Here is a 16,216-nt window from a genome sequence, read left to right as displayed (position 1 = left end):
AATTACCTGCAATGGCATCATCAGAATTCATTGATCCAGCAAAGTTGGATTTGGACGATCAAGTTGTAGCCATCAACCGAATTACTAAGGTTGTAAAGGGTGGACGTCGGATGCGTTTCGCTGCCTTAGTTATCGTTGGAGACCGTAAAGGTCATGTTGGCTTTGGTACTGGTAAAGCTCAAGAAGTTCCAGAAGCTATCCGTAAGGCTCAAGCTGCTGCTGAAAAGAACTTGATTACTGTTCCTATTGTTGGAACTACTATTCCACACGAAGTTATTGGTGTATACGGCGGTGGAAAAATCATGTTAAAGCCAGCTGTTGAAGGTTCTGGAGTTGCAGCCGGTGGTGCGGTTCGTAACGTTATGGACCTTGCCGGTGTTGCTGATGTTACTTCAAAACGTCTTGGTTCTAATACACCAGTAAATGTTGTTCGTGCAACATTTGAAGGTTTGAAGCAATTAAAGAACGCTGACGAAGTTGCAAAGTTACGTGGTGTTTCAGTAGACCACTTAGCAGAGTAAGGAGGGCACTAAATTATGGCTCAAGTAAAAGTTACCTTAATTCACAGTGTTGCCCACCGTCAACCTACTCAACGCCGGACTGTTAAGGCTTTGGGATTAGGTAAGATTAATAGCTCAGTTATCCTACCAGATAACGCGGCAACACGCGGTCAAATTTTTAAGATCGCTCACTTGGTTTCTGTTGAAGAAGTTAAGTAATTAAAATTAAATAATAAGGAGGTGCCTACCAATGAAGTTAAATGAATTGAAGCCAGCTGCTGGTTCTCGTTCTAAACGTCTTCGTAAGGGTCGTGGACTTTCATCAGGCCATGGTTTTACATCAGGACGTGGTACTAAGGGACAAAAGGCTCATGGAAAGACCCGTTTAGGATTTGAAGGGGGTCAAATGCCTCTTTACCGGCAAATTCCAAAGCGTGGATTTACTAATATCAACCGTAAGGAATATGCAATTGTTAACTTAGCATCATTAAACAAGTTTGATGATGGGACCGAAGTTACTCCACAATTATTGATGGAAAGTGGCTTAGTCAAGAACATGAAGAGTGGCATTAAAGTTCTTGGTAGCGGTAAGCTTGAAAAGAAATTAACTGTTAAGGCTAATAAGTTTTCTGCTTCTGCGGTTTCAGCAATTGAAGCTGCCGGTGGTAAAACTGAGGTGATGTAGTTTGTTCACAGCCGTCAAAAATGCATTCAAGGTAAAAGATATCCGTAAAAAGATTTTCTTTACATTGTTTGTATTGATTGTCTATCGGATTGGGGCAGCGATTACCGTTCCTGGAGTTAATGCTGCTGCTTTGCAGGAGATCTCCTCAACTGGTTTAGCATCAATCCTCAATACTTTTAGTGGTGGTGGGCTAGAGAACTATTCATTATTTGCAATGGGTGTTTCTCCATATATTACTGCCCAAATTGTTGTTCAGCTATTACAAATGGACATTGTTCCTCGTTTTGTTGAATGGAGTAAACAAGGGGAAGTCGGACGGCGAAAACTTAATCAAGCAACCCGATGGTTAACGATTGTACTTGGTTTTATCCAGTCGATCGGTATTACCGCCGGGTTTAATGCATTAAGTACAATTCGTTTGGTTAATCACCCAGGCGTTCAAACATACTTAACAATCGGACTAATTTTAACTGCAGGTACAATGTTTGCTACCTGGATGGGAGATATGATTACTGAACGTGGTTTAGGTAATGGTGTTTCTATGTTAATTTTTGCCGGTATTGTTGCGCAAATGCCAGGTGGTATTCGTCAATTATGGGATGACCAAATTGCTGGTGAATCTGGAAGTGCTTTATGGACAGGAATTGGATTTGTTGTACTTGTTATTGTTGCAATCTTGATTATTGTGGCATTTGTTACATGGGTACAGCAAGCTGAACGGCGTTTACCAATTCAATATACAAGAAGAACAACCACATCACCTTCAAGCAGTTATCTTCCCTTGAAGATTAACGTATCCGGTGTTATTCCCGTTATTTTTGCCGGTTCGTTTATATCAACTCCTCAAACTATTTTGATGGCTTTCCAACAAAATCATGGTGGAGACAGTTGGTATCAAATTATGACGACCATCTTTAACATGCAATCTGGTCCTGGGATCGCACTGTATGTATTTTTGATTGTTGTATTTACCTTTTTCTATGCCTTTGTTCAGGTTAATCCAGAAAAACTTGCTGAGAATTTACAAAAGCAAGGAAGTTATATTTCTGGTGTACGTCCAGGGAAGGGCACACAAGACTATATTTCTTCATTGTTAATGCGGTTAAGTACAGTTGGTTCTTTATTCTTAGGATTGATTTCTTTAATTCCGTTAATTGCAAGTAATGTATGGAATTTAAGCCAGTCTATTGGTTTAGGTGGTACAAGTTTGCTAATTATCGTGCAAATTGCTTTAGATGTTGTCCGCCAATTAAATGGACTAACAATGAAGCGAGAATATATCGGATTTATTCGCGAACCTAAAGGAGGAAATGACTAATGAGTATGAACCTCGTATTAATGGGGCTTCCGGGTGCTGGTAAAGGTACACAAGCTCAAAAAATCGTTGAAGACTTTTCTATTCCTCATATTTCAACTGGGGATATTTTTCGGGCTGCTATGAAAAATAAAACCCCTATGGGAGTAGAAGCTAAGAAATATATTGATAAAGGTGAACTAGTTCCTGATGAAGTTACTAATGGTATCGTTAAGGAACGGTTAGCTCAAGATGATACTAAAGAAGGCTTTATGCTAGATGGTTTTCCACGTAATCTTAATCAAGCTGCGGCTTTAGATAAGATGTTAGCAGAGAGTAATCGTCATCTTGATGCCGTGATCAACATTCATGTTGAGCCGGATGTATTGGTAGAACGGTTAAGCGGACGTTTTATTTGCCGCAATTGTGGTGCTACTTATCATAAAATTTACAATCCACCTAAGGTTGAAGGTACATGTGACATTTGTGGTCATCATGAATTTTATCAGCGTGATGATGATAAACCAGAAACGGTTAAGAATCGTCTAGATGTTAATATTAAGTTGAACACACCACTGGTAGACTATTACCAAAAACAGGGAGTTTTGCACGAAATTAATGGTGAACAAGATATCGACAAAGTCTATGAAGATATCAAGAAAGTATTGACTAACCTAAACTAGATAATAGTTATATCTTGCGTAGATTGAAAACTTATGCTAAACTATGCAAGGTTTATCTATCTGAGTAGTGGAAAGTTGTCTACTTTCCACCATTTTTACGTAATATCTAGAATAGGTAAGGAGGTATTATTTCGTGGCAAAAGCCGATGTGATTGAAGTTGAAGGTAAAGTAACAGAAACTTTGCCTAATGCAATGTTTAAAGTTGAATTGGAAAATGGTGCAGAAATTTTAGCACACGTTTCTGGTAAGATCCGCATGCACTACATTAAGATTTTACCAGGTGACCGTGTAAAAGTTGAAATGTCTCCATATGACCTTACTAAAGGTCGCATCACTTTCCGATTCAAGTAGTTATTGATCAATTACTCTCATAGGAGGATTTATATAATGAAAGTAAGACCATCTGTTAAAAAGATGTGTGAGCACTGCAAGATCGTTAAACGTAATGGTCGTGTTATGGTTATTTGCTCTGCTAACCCTAAGCATAAGCAACGTCAAGGTAAGTAATTTATTATTTAAAGAAATGGAGGTGTAGCCCATGGCTCGTATTGCAGGTGTCGATTTACCTCGTGACAAGCGAATCGTAATCGGCTTGACATATATTTTCGGAATTGGTGATTCTACTGCTAAGAAGATTCTTGAAAACGCTGGTGTATCAGAAGATATTCGTGTTCGTGATTTAACTCCGGACCAAGAAGAAAAGATTCGTGCACAAGTTGACCAAATCCAAGTGGAAGGTGACTTGCGTCGTGAAGTTTCTATGAACATTAAGCGTCTTCAAGAAATCGGATCTTACCGTGGTATGCGTCATCGTCGTGGTTTACCAGTTCGTGGTCAGCATACAAAGAATAATGCTCGTACACGGAAAGGTAAAGCTGTGGCAATCGCTAACAAGAAGAAGTAATTTACTATAATAAAAAAGGAGGTTAGTACTAGATATGGCAACCAAAAAGGGTACGCGTAAGCGTCGTGCAAAAAAGAATGTTGAAACTGGTGTTGCACACATTCACTCAACATTTAACAACACTTTGATTATGATTACCGATGTTCAAGGTAATGCTGTAGCATGGTCATCAGCTGGTGTTTTAGGCTTTAAGGGAAGTCGGAAGTCTACTCCATTTGCTGCTCAAATGGCATCAGAAGCTGCTGCTAAGCAAGCTATGGAACACGGTATGAAGACTGTTGAAGTTGAAGTTAAGGGTCCAGGTTCAGGTCGTGAAGCTGCTATCCGTGCACTTCAAGCAACTGGTTTGGAAGTTACTGCTATTCGTGATGTAACACCTGTTCCTCACAATGGTTCTCGTCCTCCAAAGCGTCGTCGTGTTTAATTGACATTGCTGGAGACAATTATTTCCATCAATTGCCTTTTCGTCTCAAATACGAACCACGTTTTGAAAGGGGTACAAAGATAGAATGATCGAATTTGAAAAGCCAAATATTCACAAAGTTGAAGAAACAGATAACTACGGTAAGTTTGTCGTAGAACCACTTGAGCGCGGTTATGGAACCACTCTCGGTAACTCGTTAAGACGTGTTTTGATTGCATCATTACCAGGTGCCGCAATTACGAGTATGCAAATTGATGGTGTTTTACATGAATTTAGCACTGTTGAAGGTGTAACTGAGGATGTTACGCAGATTATCTTGAATCTAAAAAAAGTTTCCTTAAAAATTGATTCTGAGGATCAAAAGGACCTTGAATTAGATGTTAAAGGACCTGCTGAAGTAACTGCAAGTGATATCCAGGGTGATAATGAAGTTACAATTTTAAATCCTGATCTGCATATTGCAACTGTTGCTGATGGCGCAGAATTACACATCAAGTTAACTGCTGATAAGGGTCGCGGTTACCTTTCTGCTAACGATAATAAGGCCCGGATGGATGATCTTGCAATTGGTGTTTTACCAATTGATTCCATCTATACCCCAATCGAACGTGTAAACTACACTGTTGAAAATGCACGGGTTGGTCAACGTAACGATTATGACAAGTTAACGTTGGACGTTTGGACTGATGGTTCATTGACACCAACTGAGGCAGTTAGTTTAGGTGCAAAGATTTTAACTGAGCACTTGGCTATGTTTGTTGATTTAACTGAAACAGCACAAAATGCTCAAGTAATGGTTGAAAAGGAAGAAACACATAAAGAAAAGATGCTTGAAATGACAATTGAAGAGCTAGACCTTTCTGTACGTTCCTACAACTGTTTAAAGAGAGCTGGTATTAATACTGTTAAAGAATTAACAGATAGAACAGTGTCTGATATGATGAAAGTTCGGAACTTAGGACAAAAGTCGTTAGAAGAAATTAAACTTAAGTTAAACGATCTTGGTGTTTCATTCCGCCAAGATGACTAATTAACATACCAAACGCAAAGGAGGGAACCACTTTATGAGTTACCGTAAATTAGGACGTACAAGTTCACAACGTAAGGCTTTATTACGTGATTTAACTACAGATTTAATCGTTAATGGTCGTATTACAACTACTGAAGCACGTGCAAAGGAAGTTCGTAAGACTGCTGATAAGATGATTACACTTGCTAAGCATGGTGATTTAGCATCTCGCCGTAAGGCAGCTGCATTCATTCGTAATGTTGTTGCTGATGTTAAGGAAGATGGCGATAATATTCGTGTACAATCTGCTCTTCAAAACCTTTTTGAAGAACTTGCTCCAAAGTATGCAGATCGTAACGGTGGTTACACACGCATCTTGAAGACCATGCCTCGTCGTGGTGATGGTGCACCAATGGTTATTCTTGAATTAGTGGACTAATAATCTGTTCATATAATTTTAAATACGTAATAAAGAATCACTATCATTGATAGTATAGAGCGTTACGATGGTGGGGCTATCCCCTAGTCTAGCTTGAATGCGGGAAACCCTCGCGCACTTCGATGGTAAGTGATTTTTTATTTTTAAATTTTTTATAGATAATTTTACTGACTTTGCTAAAATATACTTATTAACTACATAAAAAAGAGAGGAAATGCCGTGGCTGGGATTAAAGTGCGAAATATTACATTCAAATATCCAGATAGTGAGGCACCTGTTTTAAAAAATATTAGTTTTGATATAAGACCAGCTTCGTGGACCGCAATAATAGGTCATAATGGAAGTGGTAAAAGTACCCTTGCTCGTTTGATTGATGGTTTGCTTATTCCTACCACAGGTTCGATTGAAATCGATGGCGTTCGTGTTGATGAGACAACCTTAGGAATAATTCATCAGCAAATAGGTTTTGTATTTCAAAATCCTGAGAATCAATTTGTTGGCGCAACAGTAGCGGATGATGTAGCATTTGGGTTAGAAAACCGACAAATTGCTCCGAAAGAAATGGAAAAAAGAATCGATAGTGCTTTAGAAATGGTAGGAATGACTAAATATAAAGATGTCGAACCAATCAATCTTTCCGGTGGTCAGAAGCAGCGTGTTGCTCTTGCAGGAATTCTAGCGCTGATGCCTGAAGTAATCATTCTTGATGAAGCAACTAGTATGTTAGATCCATTGGCGCGTAAAGAGATTCTTACTTTATTAAAAAAATTGAAAGATGAACAAAACATTTCGATCATCTCTATTACCCATGATCTTAATGAAATTGAATTGGCAGATAATACTATTGTGATAAATAATGCACAGATAGTAAAAGATGGGCCAACCGCTGATGTTTTGAAAAATAAAAAACTATTAACTGAAATTGGCGTCGGCATTCCAGTTAGTCAGCAATTACAATCATTATTGGCGGCACGTGGGATAAATCTACCAAATAAGTATTTAAATTTAGAGGAGTTAAAATATTGGCTAAGTCAGCAGTTACAGTAACAAACCTCCACTATACATATCCAAATACAACTAAAGAAGCTTTAGCTGGAGTTTCGCTAACGATTCAAGAGCAGGACTTTGTTGCAATTGTTGGTCAAACTGGTAGTGGTAAGTCAACGTTAGTGTCATTAATTGATGGATTACTTCAGCCAGTTAGCGGCCAACTTAAGATTGCGGGCCTAGCTATTGACGCAACTACTAAGGCTGATCAACTGAGTAAGATTCACCACCATGTTGGTTTTGTTTTTCAATTTCCGGAGCAACAGCTATTTGCAGAAACAGTTGCTGAGGACATTTCTTTTGGACCACATAATTTAGGATGGTCGGAAAGAAAAATACAAGAAGCAATCGATGAAGCACTAATGAGGGTTGGATTGCCGTTAGAATTGAAAACGCGATCGCCATTTGCGCTTTCCGGCGGTCAAATGCGAAGAGTGGCGATTGCGGGTGTATTGGCAATGCAGCCGGGCATCTTAATCCTTGATGAACCTACTGCTGGCTTAGATACCCAAGCAACCAATGAATTACTTGCGTTAATAAAAAAACTAAATGACAATGGTACGACAATCATAATGGTAACTCATCAAATGGAACAAGTTGCTCGTTATGCTAATCGTGTAATTGCGATGAACGAAGGAGCAATTGTTGCTGATACAACTCCCCAACAATTGTTTAGTTATCCAGATAAATTGACAAAGCTATCTTTAACTTTACCGGCTTCTGTTGAGATTGCTCAGTTTCTTAATAATAATGGAGCAAAATTAGAAAATACGGAGCCGTTGACCCTTGAAGAATTAGCTAATGAAATAGTTAAAGCGATGGAGAAAAATAATGACTAATAAAATTGTCTTTGGAAGCTATGTCCCTGTAAAATCGATCCTTCACCGTCTCGACCCCCGTATTAAACTGATAATGTGTATTGCTTTTGTTATTTTAATCTTTTTTGTCAACAGTGTGTTAACAGCAGTATGGCTTTTTGTGGCGCTATCTATCGCTATTAAATTAAGCAATGTTGGCTTTAAACAATATTGGCAGGGAATAAAGCCGCTTTTCTTGATAATCTTAATTACAGTTGCTTTTCAGATTTTATTTAGTAGTGGTGGTAAAACATATTGGCATTGGGGAATTATGGCGATTACTTATGATGGGTTAATTAATTCTTTAATTATTTTTTACCGTTTTATTGTTATTATTACAGCATCTACGGTTCTCACTGCCACAACTCCTACATTTCAGATTGCTGATGCTTTAGCATGGCTTATGAAGCCACTACGAGTAATTAGAGTTCCGGTAAACCAAATTACGTTAATGCTTTCAATAGCATTACGTTTTGTACCAACCATTATGGATGAAACAAGTAAAATTATGAAAGCACAGCGGGCACGGGGAATGAATTTTAATGACGGTAGTATTTTAACTCGGATCAAACATCTTGTTCCCATTCTTATTCCGCTCTTTGTTAATTCTTTTAAGCGGGCAGAGGAACTCGCAACAGCAATGGAAGCACGTGGTTATGACCCTAATGCCGCTCGGACCCACTATCGACAATTGCTATGGCATGTGCGTGATGCGTGGGCTGGCATAGATATGATGATAGTAACAGTAGGCTTATTTTGCATACGGATATTTTTTTAGTAAGGAAGTAAATAATGTATCGTTATAAAATAACTTTTGCTTACGACGGAACTAACTTTTCTGGGTTTCAAATTCAGCCTAATAAACGGACTGTTGAGCAAACGCTAAAAAATGCAGTAAACAAAATTGCTAAGCATCCTGAGCCGGCAATCTCAGTAATTGGGTCTGGTCGGACTGATGCAGGGGTACATGCAATTAATCAAGTAGCTCATTTTGATATTCCATATCATTTGAGTAACGACTCCATGCGTAAAGCGCTAAATAGTATTTTGCCGTTAGATATTTTGATCAAAAAGGCAGAATTAGTAGATAATGATTTTCATGCTCGTTATAGTGCCCACCGGAAAACCTACCGTTACCGAGTAGATCAAGGGGAGTTTGTTAATCCCTTTAAGCGAAATTATACAGCCCACTTTAAGTATCCCGTTGACTTGAATAAAATGCGTCAAGCAGCACGCGGCTTAATTGGAACACATGACTTTACGAGTTTTGTTGCTTCAGGAAGCCAGGCTAAAAGTAATGTGCGAACAATTGAAAATATTTCAATCAGTCGTGATGAACTGCGCAATGAAGTCGTCTTTGATTTTACAGGAAATGGCTTTTTATATAATCAAGTTCGGATTATGGTTGCCTTTTTACTTGAGGTTGGTGCTGGTCAACGTCCGATAGATGATGTTGAACGTGTATTAGCTGCCAAAGATCGGACCCAAGCAAGAATGACAGCTCCTGCTAGTGGTTTATACTTAGTTAACGTTGATTATGGAACAAATGATGAAAAGGATTGACGTAGCGGTCAGAAGAAAGTATACTAGTCAATGGTATTTCTTTTCCATCTAATAACTCGGTACACTATTATATGCAAAAGAAAAACAAAATTGGAGGACTTAATCGTGAGAACGACATACATCGCAAAACCTGGTGAAGTTGATCGCAAGTGGTACGTTGTTGATGCTAAGGATGTCCCAATGGGTCGTTTAGCATCTGCAGTAGCATCAATTTTGCGTGGTAAGAACAAGCCAACATTTACTCCACACGTTGATACTGGTGATTACGTTATCGTTATCAACGCTGCGCAAGTTAAGTTAACTGGTAAAAAGGCATCTCAAAAGATGTACTACCGTCACTCAAACTACCCTGGTGGTTTGAAGCAACGGACTGCTGGTGACTTCCGTGCAAAGGAACCAGAAAAGTTATTGGAAACTGCTATTAAAGGTATGCTTCCACACAACTCTCTTGGTCACAAGCAAGGTTTGAAGTTACATGTTTATGCTGGTGAAGACCACAAGCATGCTGCACAAAACCCAGAAGTTTTAGACATTACTAACTTAATCTAAGGAGGGAATGGAATTGGCTCAACAAGTACAATACAGTGGTACTGGTCGGCGTAAAGATGCAACCGCACGTGTTCGCTTAGTACCAGGTTCAGGCAAGATTACGATGAACGGCAAGGCAATTGAAGACTACATTCCATTTGCCAACTTACGTGCTATCGTTAACCAACCATTTGGTGTTACTAAAACAGAAGGTCAATACGATGTTTTAGCTAACGTTAATGGTGGTGGATTCTCTGGTCAAGCAGGTGCAGTTCGTCACGGTATCGCCCGTGCACTTCTCGCCGTTGATCCAGACTTCCGTGACGCTTTAAAGAAGGCTGGTCTCTTAACTCGTGACCCTCGTATGAAGGAACGTCGTAAGCCAGGTCTTAAGAAAGCTCGTAAGGCTGCTCAATTCAGTAAGCGTTAATATTTTCGATTATCGCTTCCAAAAAGTATCAGTATTATGCTGGTGCTTTTTTATTTTTAAACATAGTTAATCTAGGATATAATACTGAGTAGATACTTTAAGGAGGTCTAATCTATGAGTAAAAAAGTAGCATTGATCACAGGTGGAAGCCAAGGAATCGGTAAAGCAATTGCTGAGCGATTAGTTAAGGATGGCTTTGCCGTTTCTCTGGTGGCAACTAATAAGGAAAAATTGCAAAAGGTTGCTGATGAAATTAATAATAATAGTGGAGAAGCCTTGCCGATCGTTGCCGACGTTGCTGATCGTGATGAGGTTTTTGCCGCTGTTGAAAAGACTGTTAATCACTTTGGTGAGTTTAACGTTATTGTTAATAATGCTGGATTAGGTCCTACAACACCAATTGATACGATTACACCTGAGCAATTTGAAAAAGTATATGGTGTAAATGTTGCTGGGGTTCTATGGGGCATTCAAGCAGCTCACAAGGCATTTAAGGACTTAGGTCATGGTGGAAAGATTATCAATGCTACTTCGCAAGCAGGGGTTGTTGGTAATCCTAACCTTGCCCTTTATTCTGGGACAAAATTCGCCATTCGTGGAATTACCCAAGTAGTAGCACAAGACTTGGCAACAGAGGGGATTACGGTAAATGCCTTTGCACCAGGGATTGTAAAAACACCAATGATGTATGATATTGCTCATCAGGTTGGCAAGAATGCTGGCAAGAGTGATGAATGGGGAATGCAAACATTTGCGAAGAACATTGCAATGAAGCGGCTTTCGGAACCTGAAGATGTTGCAAATGTTGTTAGTTTCTTAGCTGGTCCCGATTCAAATTATGTAACTGGTCAAACGATTATTGTTGATGGTGGAATGCAATTCCATTAAAATCTTAAGAAATTATAGTTTTAGAAAGGATCATGGCAGTTGGTTGTCACGATCCTTTTTAACTTCTTCTAAAAATCTTGCGATAAATTAACCCAAATTGAATGGATTTTGCTACAATTAATAACTAGTAGAAATGAGGAGGCAAAGCTTGTGGCAAAACGGAAACGGAGAAGCAGCAAACGTCATTCAGGATTAAACTGGTTTGTGGGAATTTTAGCGGTTATTGTTATCTTTTTAGGAGTTTATGTTGGTCATCATTTTTACCGCATTTGGAACCAGCAGCGAATTGAACAGGAAGCACGGGAAAAAGACCGTCGTGCTAAGCAATTATTTATTCAACAGGTTGCTCCAGAAGCGCAGGCAATGCAAAATACGTACCATGTATATGCTTCAATTACAATTGCGCAGGCGATTTTAGAATCTCAATGGGGAACAAGCAAGTTAGCATCCCAGTACCATAATTTATTTGGTATTAAGGGGACAGGTCCCAATTCGCAAGTCATGACCACTAAAGAGTATGTCAATGGCAAATGGATTGTCACCAAGGGCCGTTTTCGGGTTTACGATAGTTGGAGCGATTCAATTAAAGACCATACTCGCTTGATGTTAAACGGGACGGATACTAATCAGCAAAATTATGATAAGGTTGTCCATGCGACGAGCTACCAAGAAGCGGCACAAGGCTTACAAGATTCAGGCTATGCAACAGATCCAGATTATGCTCAAAAACTGATCTCGGTAATAAAAGCTTACAAGTTATATAATTACGATAAGTAATAAGGAGTACCTAAGGATGAAAGAATTAGAAGAAAAAATCAAAGAGTATGGGACTGTTTTACCAGGAAATGTTTTGAAAGTTGATGCTTTTTTAAATCATCAAGTTGATCCGCAATTGATGTTTCATATTGGTCAGCAGTTTGCTGAGCTATTTGCAGATGAAGGAATAACTAAAATTTGGACAGTGGAGTCATCGGGGATTGCGCCTGCCGTTATGACAGGATTAGCAATGAAACTACCGGTTATTTTCGCGCGGAAACACAAGAGCCTTACATTGAATCAAGATATGTATACGGCGGATGTATATTCTTATACGAAGAAAACAACTAACCGTATTTCAATTTCTAAAAAATATGTAGATCCTGATGATAAAATCTTAATGATTGATGACTTTTTAGCAAATGGTCAAGCTGTTGAAGGACTCCTTGAGATTGCAGACCAAGCTGGTGTTGATGTAGCTGGGGCAGGGATTGTTATCGAAAAGAGTTTTCAACCAGGTGCTGGTGAATTGAAAGAACGGGGGATTCGTGTTGAATCATTGGCACGAATTCAGTCATTGAGCGATAATAAAGTTGAGTTCGTAAAAGACTAATAAGGGGAGTGATCTAATGGGCAGAAATGCTATTTACCCAGGTAGTACTTTAGGAATTATTGGGATTAATCGAAACGGAGCCGCATTAATTGCTACTGCCAAAAAAGCGGGCTTTAATGTTGGTGTTTATGTTGATCGTTCACAACCATCGGTAACAAAGATGGCTGACTTTACAATGGTAGGGGCCTTAAATGATCGGGTGAAGTTAACACAGTTTGGTGAAGCTTGTGACGCAATCATTTATCAAACACCAAATGTTGACTCACGTGTCCTACACTATTTAAGCAAGTATGCTGTAATTCCACAGGGGATTAATGCTTTAGAAATCGTTCAAGACCGCTTAATGGAACGGGCATTTTTAGACCAAGTGAACATTAATATTGCACCATATGTAACTGTCGTAAGCTTGGATGATGTCTATCAATCAATTGATTCAATTGGTTATCCTGCTTTATTAAAGCCAATTCAGCGGGGAATTGGTGAAAATTCAATGTTGATTGAGCGACAATCTGATATTACTCGGGCAGCTGACTTTATTGATACTGGTACATATCTTCTTGAATCATGGATTGATCATACAAATGAATATACAATGACGGCGGCTACTAACGGTAAAGATACGGAAATCTTTCCGTTAGCTCAGTTACAGTACAATAAAGACCGGCAATTAATTTCAGTTGCTACGCCGGCGAGCGTTCATGATGATATGTTAAAAGAAATGCAACGGATCGTAAAAAGCGTGGCTGCCTCGCTTGAGTATAAGGGTGTATTTTCAATTAACTTCTATGTAACATCGACAGGAACTTTATACGTAAAAAATATTGAACCAGGATTGACTTCAATCGCCAATGTTTATGATGCAACTGCCAATGTTAATCAATATGAAGAACAATTAAGAAGTGCTGTTGGCATGCCCCTTCACGTTATTACACCACTTCAGACCGGGTTATTAATGGTTATTCGGAATTATCAATCCCGCGCAATTCAACGTCAATGGCTGCTTAAAGATAATTGGCAATTTAGGTTCTTTAATGATGTGGGGGATGATGATCAAGCAATTTTGGGATTTGTCTGGGTCACGGGCAGTGATAATTTAGCAGCATTGAAGAATCAAGTAGACGATACCGAGGTATGGAAAGATCAAGCATAAGTTTGTTAAGTAATTATTATCTATTTAGAGGGACTGGGGACAGGTGCTGCAGTCTCTTTAATTTTTCCTAACATATGTTCGATTTTATCCCCGAATAATGTTCTAATTTGGTATAATATTAGCCGATGAAAATTTAGAGAGGATGGAATAGCGTGAACAACGGTCAAGCATTATTAGAAGGAATGAACGATAAGCAATCCGAGGCAGTTTTGACTACTGAGGGACCGCTTTTAGTAATGGCGGGAGCTGGTTCAGGAAAGACACGGGTACTAACACACCGCGTGGCATACTTAATCGAAGAAAACGGGGTATTGCCGTGGAATATTTTAGCGATTACTTTTACTAACAAGGCCGCTCGTGAGATGAAAGAACGGGTTGGTAAGCTGTTGGGAGAGAGTGCTAATGAGATTTGGGTATCTACATTCCACGCCTTGTGTGTCCGAATTTTACGGCGCGATATTGAAAAAATTGGTTATAATCGTGCATTTACAATTGCTGATACTAGTGAGCAACGAACATTAATGAAACGAATCTGTGCCGAATTAAATATTGATACTAAAAAGTTTGATCCGCGAAGCATTTTAAGTGCAATCTCTAATGCTAAAAACGCTTTGATGACGCCAGATGACTATAGTAAAGAAGCAAATAGCATGTTTGAGAATATGGTGGCACGCGCATATAAGCTTTATCAGCAAGAATTAGAAACTAACCAAGCGCTAGATTTCGATGATTTAATTATGAAAACGATTGAATTATTAGAAAGTGACCAAGAAACGCTTGAGTTTTATCAAGATAAGTTCCATTACATCCACGTTGATGAATATCAGGATACTAATGATGCTCAGTATCGCCTAGTTAACTTACTAGCACAAAAATATCAGAATTTATGTGTAGTCGGGGATGCTGATCAGAGTATCTATGGATGGCGTGGAGCCAACATGAATAACATCCTAAACTTTGAACATGATTATCCGCAAGCTAAGACAGTAATGCTTGAACAAAATTACCGGTCCACGCAAACCATCTTAAATGCTGCTAATGAGGTTATCGCGAATAACCTATACCGAAAGAAGAAAAATCTTTGGACGGAAAATGGGCAAGGTGATAAGATTTCATATTATCGTGCGCAAAACGAGCATGATGAAGCCCAATTTATCGTTTCCAAGATTAAGGAAGAACAAGAAAAAAACGGCTATCATTTTAATGATTTTGCCGTTCTTTACCGGACTAATGCCCAATCACGGATGATTGAAGAAACCTTCTTAAAGAGCAGTGTCCCTTATACGATGGTCGGGGGTCACAAGTTCTATGATCGGCGTGAAATTCGTGATATCCTTGCATACTTAACATTAATTGTTAATCCGGCTGATTCAATGAGTTTTGAACGGGTTGTTAATACGCCTAAGCGTGGAATTGGTTTGACTAGTGTTGAACACTTACGGAACTTTGCAAACGATAATGGCTGGACGCTCCTTAAAGCTGCTCAAAATGTTGATACAGCTAACGAGATTACCGCACGGACACGCAGCAAGATTGATGAATTTGGTCAATTGATGGCTAACTTGACCAAACAGGCGGAATACCTTAATCTAACTGATTTAACAGAACAAATTCTTGAATTAAGCGGTTATAACAAAATGCTTAACGATGATCGCAGCCTTGAAGCTCAAGCCCGGCGAGAAAACTTAGATGAATTTAAATCAGTTACCCAAGAGTACGATGAACAGCATAAGGATGACGATGATTCGAATGTACAAAAGGTTATCAACTTCTTAGCAGATCTTGCGCTGGTTTCTGACCAGGATGATGTTGATGAACAAGCGCCAGCGGTTACTTTAATGACCCTCCATGCCGCCAAGGGACTTGAATTTCCGGTTGTCTTTCTTGTAGGGATGGAAGAGGGGATTTTTCCGTTATCCCGTGCCCTAATGGAAGATGATGAGCTTGAAGAAGAACGACGCTTAGCCTACGTTGGGATTACGCGGGCAAAAAAGAAGCTTTATCTAACGAATGCTTTTTCTCGGTTACTATATGGTCGTGTGCAACGAAACCAGCCTTCTCGCTTTGTCGAAGAAATCGATTCTGATTTATTACAATTTGAGAATAATCCGTCTGGAGGTGTTCTCAGTGATCGAGACTTACCTTTTGGCAAGGCGGCAGCTACCGCATCAACTTACCGCGATCAACGGGCAAAACGAACTTATCGAAGTGCGGGAAAGCGTGTAAAGCCAATTACTAATACTGGTACTGGAGCGGATAAAGTTGGTTGGAAAACAGGTGACAAGGTTGAACATAAAAAATGGGGCCAAGGCACTGTTGTGAAGGTAAATGGTACAGGAAATGATATGGAGTTAGATATTGCATTTCCAAGTCAAGGCGTAAAGCGACTACTCGCTAGCTTTGCTCCAATTACTAAAGTACAAAAATAATGAAATGAGGCGTAGT

22 protein-coding genes are annotated in these 16,216 nt (G+C 39.2%); all 22 read left to right on the top strand.

Annotated elements, in window-relative coordinates:
• Positions 1 to 11 precede the first annotated feature (11 nt).
• The 22 genes from rpsE to pcrA all read left to right on the top strand — a co-directional run bounded on the left by rpsE (position 12) and on the right by pcrA (position 16,200).
• The gene (rpsE, locus tag DTK66_RS02030) at positions 12 to 521 is read left to right on the top strand and encodes a 30S ribosomal protein S5 (protein ID WP_153930154.1); all 510 of its coding nucleotides are present in this window, start codon (positions 12 to 14) and stop codon (positions 519 to 521) included.
• A 15-nt stretch (positions 522 to 536) separates the two neighbouring features.
• The gene (rpmD, locus tag DTK66_RS02025) at positions 537 to 719 is read left to right on the top strand and encodes a 50S ribosomal protein L30 (RefSeq protein ID WP_003664541.1); all 183 of its coding nucleotides are present in this window, start codon (positions 537 to 539) and stop codon (positions 717 to 719) included.
• A 31-nt stretch (positions 720 to 750) separates the two neighbouring features.
• The gene (gene rplO / locus DTK66_RS02020; protein WP_153709928.1) at positions 751 to 1,185 is read left to right on the top strand and encodes a 50S ribosomal protein L15; all 435 of its coding nucleotides are present in this window, start codon (positions 751 to 753) and stop codon (positions 1,183 to 1,185) included.
• A gap of 1 nt (position 1,186) precedes the next feature.
• A complete protein-coding gene (gene secY / locus DTK66_RS02015; RefSeq protein ID WP_153930155.1) occupies positions 1,187 to 2,503 on the top strand; it encodes a preprotein translocase subunit SecY in 1,317 nt (438 codons plus the stop codon).
• A complete protein-coding gene (locus DTK66_RS02010) occupies positions 2,503 to 3,162 on the top strand; it encodes an adenylate kinase (protein ID WP_191667628.1) in 660 nt (219 codons plus the stop codon). Before secY ends, DTK66_RS02010 begins: the two co-directional genes overlap by 1 nt.
• Positions 3,163 to 3,295: 133 nt before the next feature.
• A complete protein-coding gene (gene infA / locus DTK66_RS02005; RefSeq protein ID WP_003664537.1) occupies positions 3,296 to 3,514 on the top strand; it encodes a translation initiation factor IF-1 in 219 nt (72 codons plus the stop codon).
• Between the two features lie 36 nt (positions 3,515 to 3,550).
• A complete protein-coding gene (rpmJ, locus tag DTK66_RS02000; protein ID WP_003664535.1) occupies positions 3,551 to 3,670 on the top strand; it encodes a 50S ribosomal protein L36 in 120 nt (39 codons plus the stop codon).
• A 31-nt stretch (positions 3,671 to 3,701) separates the two neighbouring features.
• Positions 3,702 to 4,067 (top strand): 30S ribosomal protein S13, encoded by a 366-nt coding sequence (gene rpsM / locus DTK66_RS01995; RefSeq protein ID WP_003668778.1) that lies wholly within the window; start codon positions 3,702 to 3,704, stop codon positions 4,065 to 4,067.
• Between the two features lie 34 nt (positions 4,068 to 4,101).
• The gene (rpsK, locus tag DTK66_RS01990; protein ID WP_003664532.1) at positions 4,102 to 4,491 is read left to right on the top strand and encodes a 30S ribosomal protein S11; all 390 of its coding nucleotides are present in this window, start codon (positions 4,102 to 4,104) and stop codon (positions 4,489 to 4,491) included.
• Between the two features lie 85 nt (positions 4,492 to 4,576).
• Positions 4,577 to 5,521 (top strand): DNA-directed RNA polymerase subunit alpha, encoded by a 945-nt coding sequence (locus tag DTK66_RS01985; protein WP_153930157.1) that lies wholly within the window; start codon positions 4,577 to 4,579, stop codon positions 5,519 to 5,521.
• 34 nt (positions 5,522 to 5,555) lie between these two features.
• Positions 5,556 to 5,939 carry a 50S ribosomal protein L17 gene (gene rplQ / locus DTK66_RS01980; protein ID WP_182596549.1) on the top strand — a complete coding sequence of 128 codons (384 nt, stop codon included), beginning with the start codon at positions 5,556 to 5,558 and terminating at the stop codon, positions 5,937 to 5,939.
• Positions 5,940 to 6,158: 219 nt separating this feature from the next.
• Positions 6,159 to 6,986: an energy-coupling factor transporter ATPase gene (locus DTK66_RS01975; protein ID WP_191667627.1), complete on the top strand. Its 828-nt coding sequence runs from the start codon at positions 6,159 to 6,161 to the stop codon at positions 6,984 to 6,986.
• Positions 6,962 to 7,825 (top strand): energy-coupling factor transporter ATPase, encoded by an 864-nt coding sequence (locus tag DTK66_RS01970; RefSeq protein WP_191667626.1) that lies wholly within the window; start codon positions 6,962 to 6,964, stop codon positions 7,823 to 7,825. The genes DTK66_RS01975 and DTK66_RS01970 overlap by 25 nt, the downstream gene beginning before the upstream one ends.
• Complete coding sequence (locus DTK66_RS01965) at positions 7,818 to 8,621, top strand: energy-coupling factor transporter transmembrane component T family protein (RefSeq protein WP_191667625.1); 804 nt, start codon at positions 7,818 to 7,820, stop codon at positions 8,619 to 8,621. Before DTK66_RS01970 ends, DTK66_RS01965 begins: the two co-directional genes overlap by 8 nt.
• A gap of 14 nt (positions 8,622 to 8,635) precedes the next feature.
• A complete protein-coding gene (gene truA / locus DTK66_RS01960) occupies positions 8,636 to 9,406 on the top strand; it encodes a tRNA pseudouridine(38-40) synthase TruA (protein ID WP_153930160.1) in 771 nt (256 codons plus the stop codon).
• A gap of 105 nt (positions 9,407 to 9,511) precedes the next feature.
• Complete coding sequence (gene rplM, locus DTK66_RS01955) at positions 9,512 to 9,955, top strand: 50S ribosomal protein L13 (protein WP_163704323.1); 444 nt, start codon at positions 9,512 to 9,514, stop codon at positions 9,953 to 9,955.
• A 7-nt stretch (positions 9,956 to 9,962) separates the two neighbouring features.
• Positions 9,963 to 10,364, top strand: coding sequence for a 30S ribosomal protein S9 (gene rpsI, locus DTK66_RS01950; RefSeq protein ID WP_153709939.1), 402 nt, complete (start codon positions 9,963 to 9,965; stop codon positions 10,362 to 10,364).
• Between the two features lie 114 nt (positions 10,365 to 10,478).
• Complete coding sequence (locus DTK66_RS01945) at positions 10,479 to 11,252, top strand: (S)-acetoin forming diacetyl reductase (RefSeq protein WP_191667624.1); 774 nt, start codon at positions 10,479 to 10,481, stop codon at positions 11,250 to 11,252.
• Between the two features lie 150 nt (positions 11,253 to 11,402).
• Entirely contained in the window at positions 11,403 to 12,029 is a 627-nt protein-coding gene (locus DTK66_RS01940) for a glycoside hydrolase family 73 protein (protein ID WP_304677830.1), read from the top strand.
• A 16-nt stretch (positions 12,030 to 12,045) separates the two neighbouring features.
• Positions 12,046 to 12,621, top strand: a complete 576-nt coding sequence (locus DTK66_RS01935) for a xanthine phosphoribosyltransferase (RefSeq protein ID WP_153930163.1) — start codon at positions 12,046 to 12,048, stop codon at positions 12,619 to 12,621.
• Positions 12,622 to 12,637: 16 nt separating this feature from the next.
• Positions 12,638 to 13,771, top strand: a complete 1,134-nt coding sequence (locus DTK66_RS01930) for an ATP-grasp domain-containing protein (protein WP_191667623.1) — start codon at positions 12,638 to 12,640, stop codon at positions 13,769 to 13,771.
• Positions 13,772 to 13,923: 152 nt separating this feature from the next.
• On the top strand, positions 13,924 to 16,200 hold the full coding sequence (gene pcrA / locus DTK66_RS01925) for a DNA helicase PcrA (protein WP_191667622.1): 2,277 nt from the start codon (positions 13,924 to 13,926) through the stop codon (positions 16,198 to 16,200).
• Positions 16,201 to 16,216 lie beyond the last annotated feature (16 nt).

The organism is Limosilactobacillus walteri (assembly GCF_014830205.1).
GTDB lineage: Bacteria > Bacillota > Bacilli > Lactobacillales > Lactobacillaceae > Limosilactobacillus > Limosilactobacillus walteri.
This window is presented reverse-complemented; position numbering and strand designations above follow the sequence as displayed.

Bases quoted from the DNA above. Each gene is read 5' to 3' on its own strand.
- truA (WP_153930160.1), top strand. From the start codon at position 8,636: ATGTATCGTTATAAAATAACTTTTGCTTACGACGGAACTAACTTTTCT.
- rpsM (WP_003668778.1), top strand. From the start codon at position 3,702: ATGGCTCGTATTGCAGGTGTCGATTTACCTCGTGACAAGCGAATCGTA.
- DTK66_RS01935 (WP_153930163.1), top strand. From the start codon at position 12,046: ATGAAAGAATTAGAAGAAAAAATCAAAGAGTATGGGACTGTTTTACCA.
- rplO (WP_153709928.1), top strand. From the start codon at position 751: ATGAAGTTAAATGAATTGAAGCCAGCTGCTGGTTCTCGTTCTAAACGT.
- DTK66_RS01945 (WP_191667624.1), top strand. From the start codon at position 10,479: ATGAGTAAAAAAGTAGCATTGATCACAGGTGGAAGCCAAGGAATCGGT.
- DTK66_RS01930 (WP_191667623.1), top strand. From the start codon at position 12,638: ATGGGCAGAAATGCTATTTACCCAGGTAGTACTTTAGGAATTATTGGG.
- DTK66_RS02010 (WP_191667628.1), top strand. From the start codon at position 2,503: ATGAGTATGAACCTCGTATTAATGGGGCTTCCGGGTGCTGGTAAAGGT.
- rpsK (WP_003664532.1), top strand. From the start codon at position 4,102: ATGGCAACCAAAAAGGGTACGCGTAAGCGTCGTGCAAAAAAGAATGTT.
- DTK66_RS01965 (WP_191667625.1), top strand. From the start codon at position 7,818: ATGACTAATAAAATTGTCTTTGGAAGCTATGTCCCTGTAAAATCGATC.
- rpsE (WP_153930154.1), top strand. From the start codon at position 12: ATGGCATCATCAGAATTCATTGATCCAGCAAAGTTGGATTTGGACGAT.
- rpsI (WP_153709939.1), top strand. From the start codon at position 9,963: ATGGAATTGGCTCAACAAGTACAATACAGTGGTACTGGTCGGCGTAAA.
- rpmJ (WP_003664535.1), top strand. From the start codon at position 3,551: ATGAAAGTAAGACCATCTGTTAAAAAGATGTGTGAGCACTGCAAGATC.
- DTK66_RS01985 (WP_153930157.1), top strand. From the start codon at position 4,577: ATGATCGAATTTGAAAAGCCAAATATTCACAAAGTTGAAGAAACAGAT.
- rpmD (WP_003664541.1), top strand. From the start codon at position 537: ATGGCTCAAGTAAAAGTTACCTTAATTCACAGTGTTGCCCACCGTCAA.
- rplQ (WP_182596549.1), top strand. From the start codon at position 5,556: ATGAGTTACCGTAAATTAGGACGTACAAGTTCACAACGTAAGGCTTTA.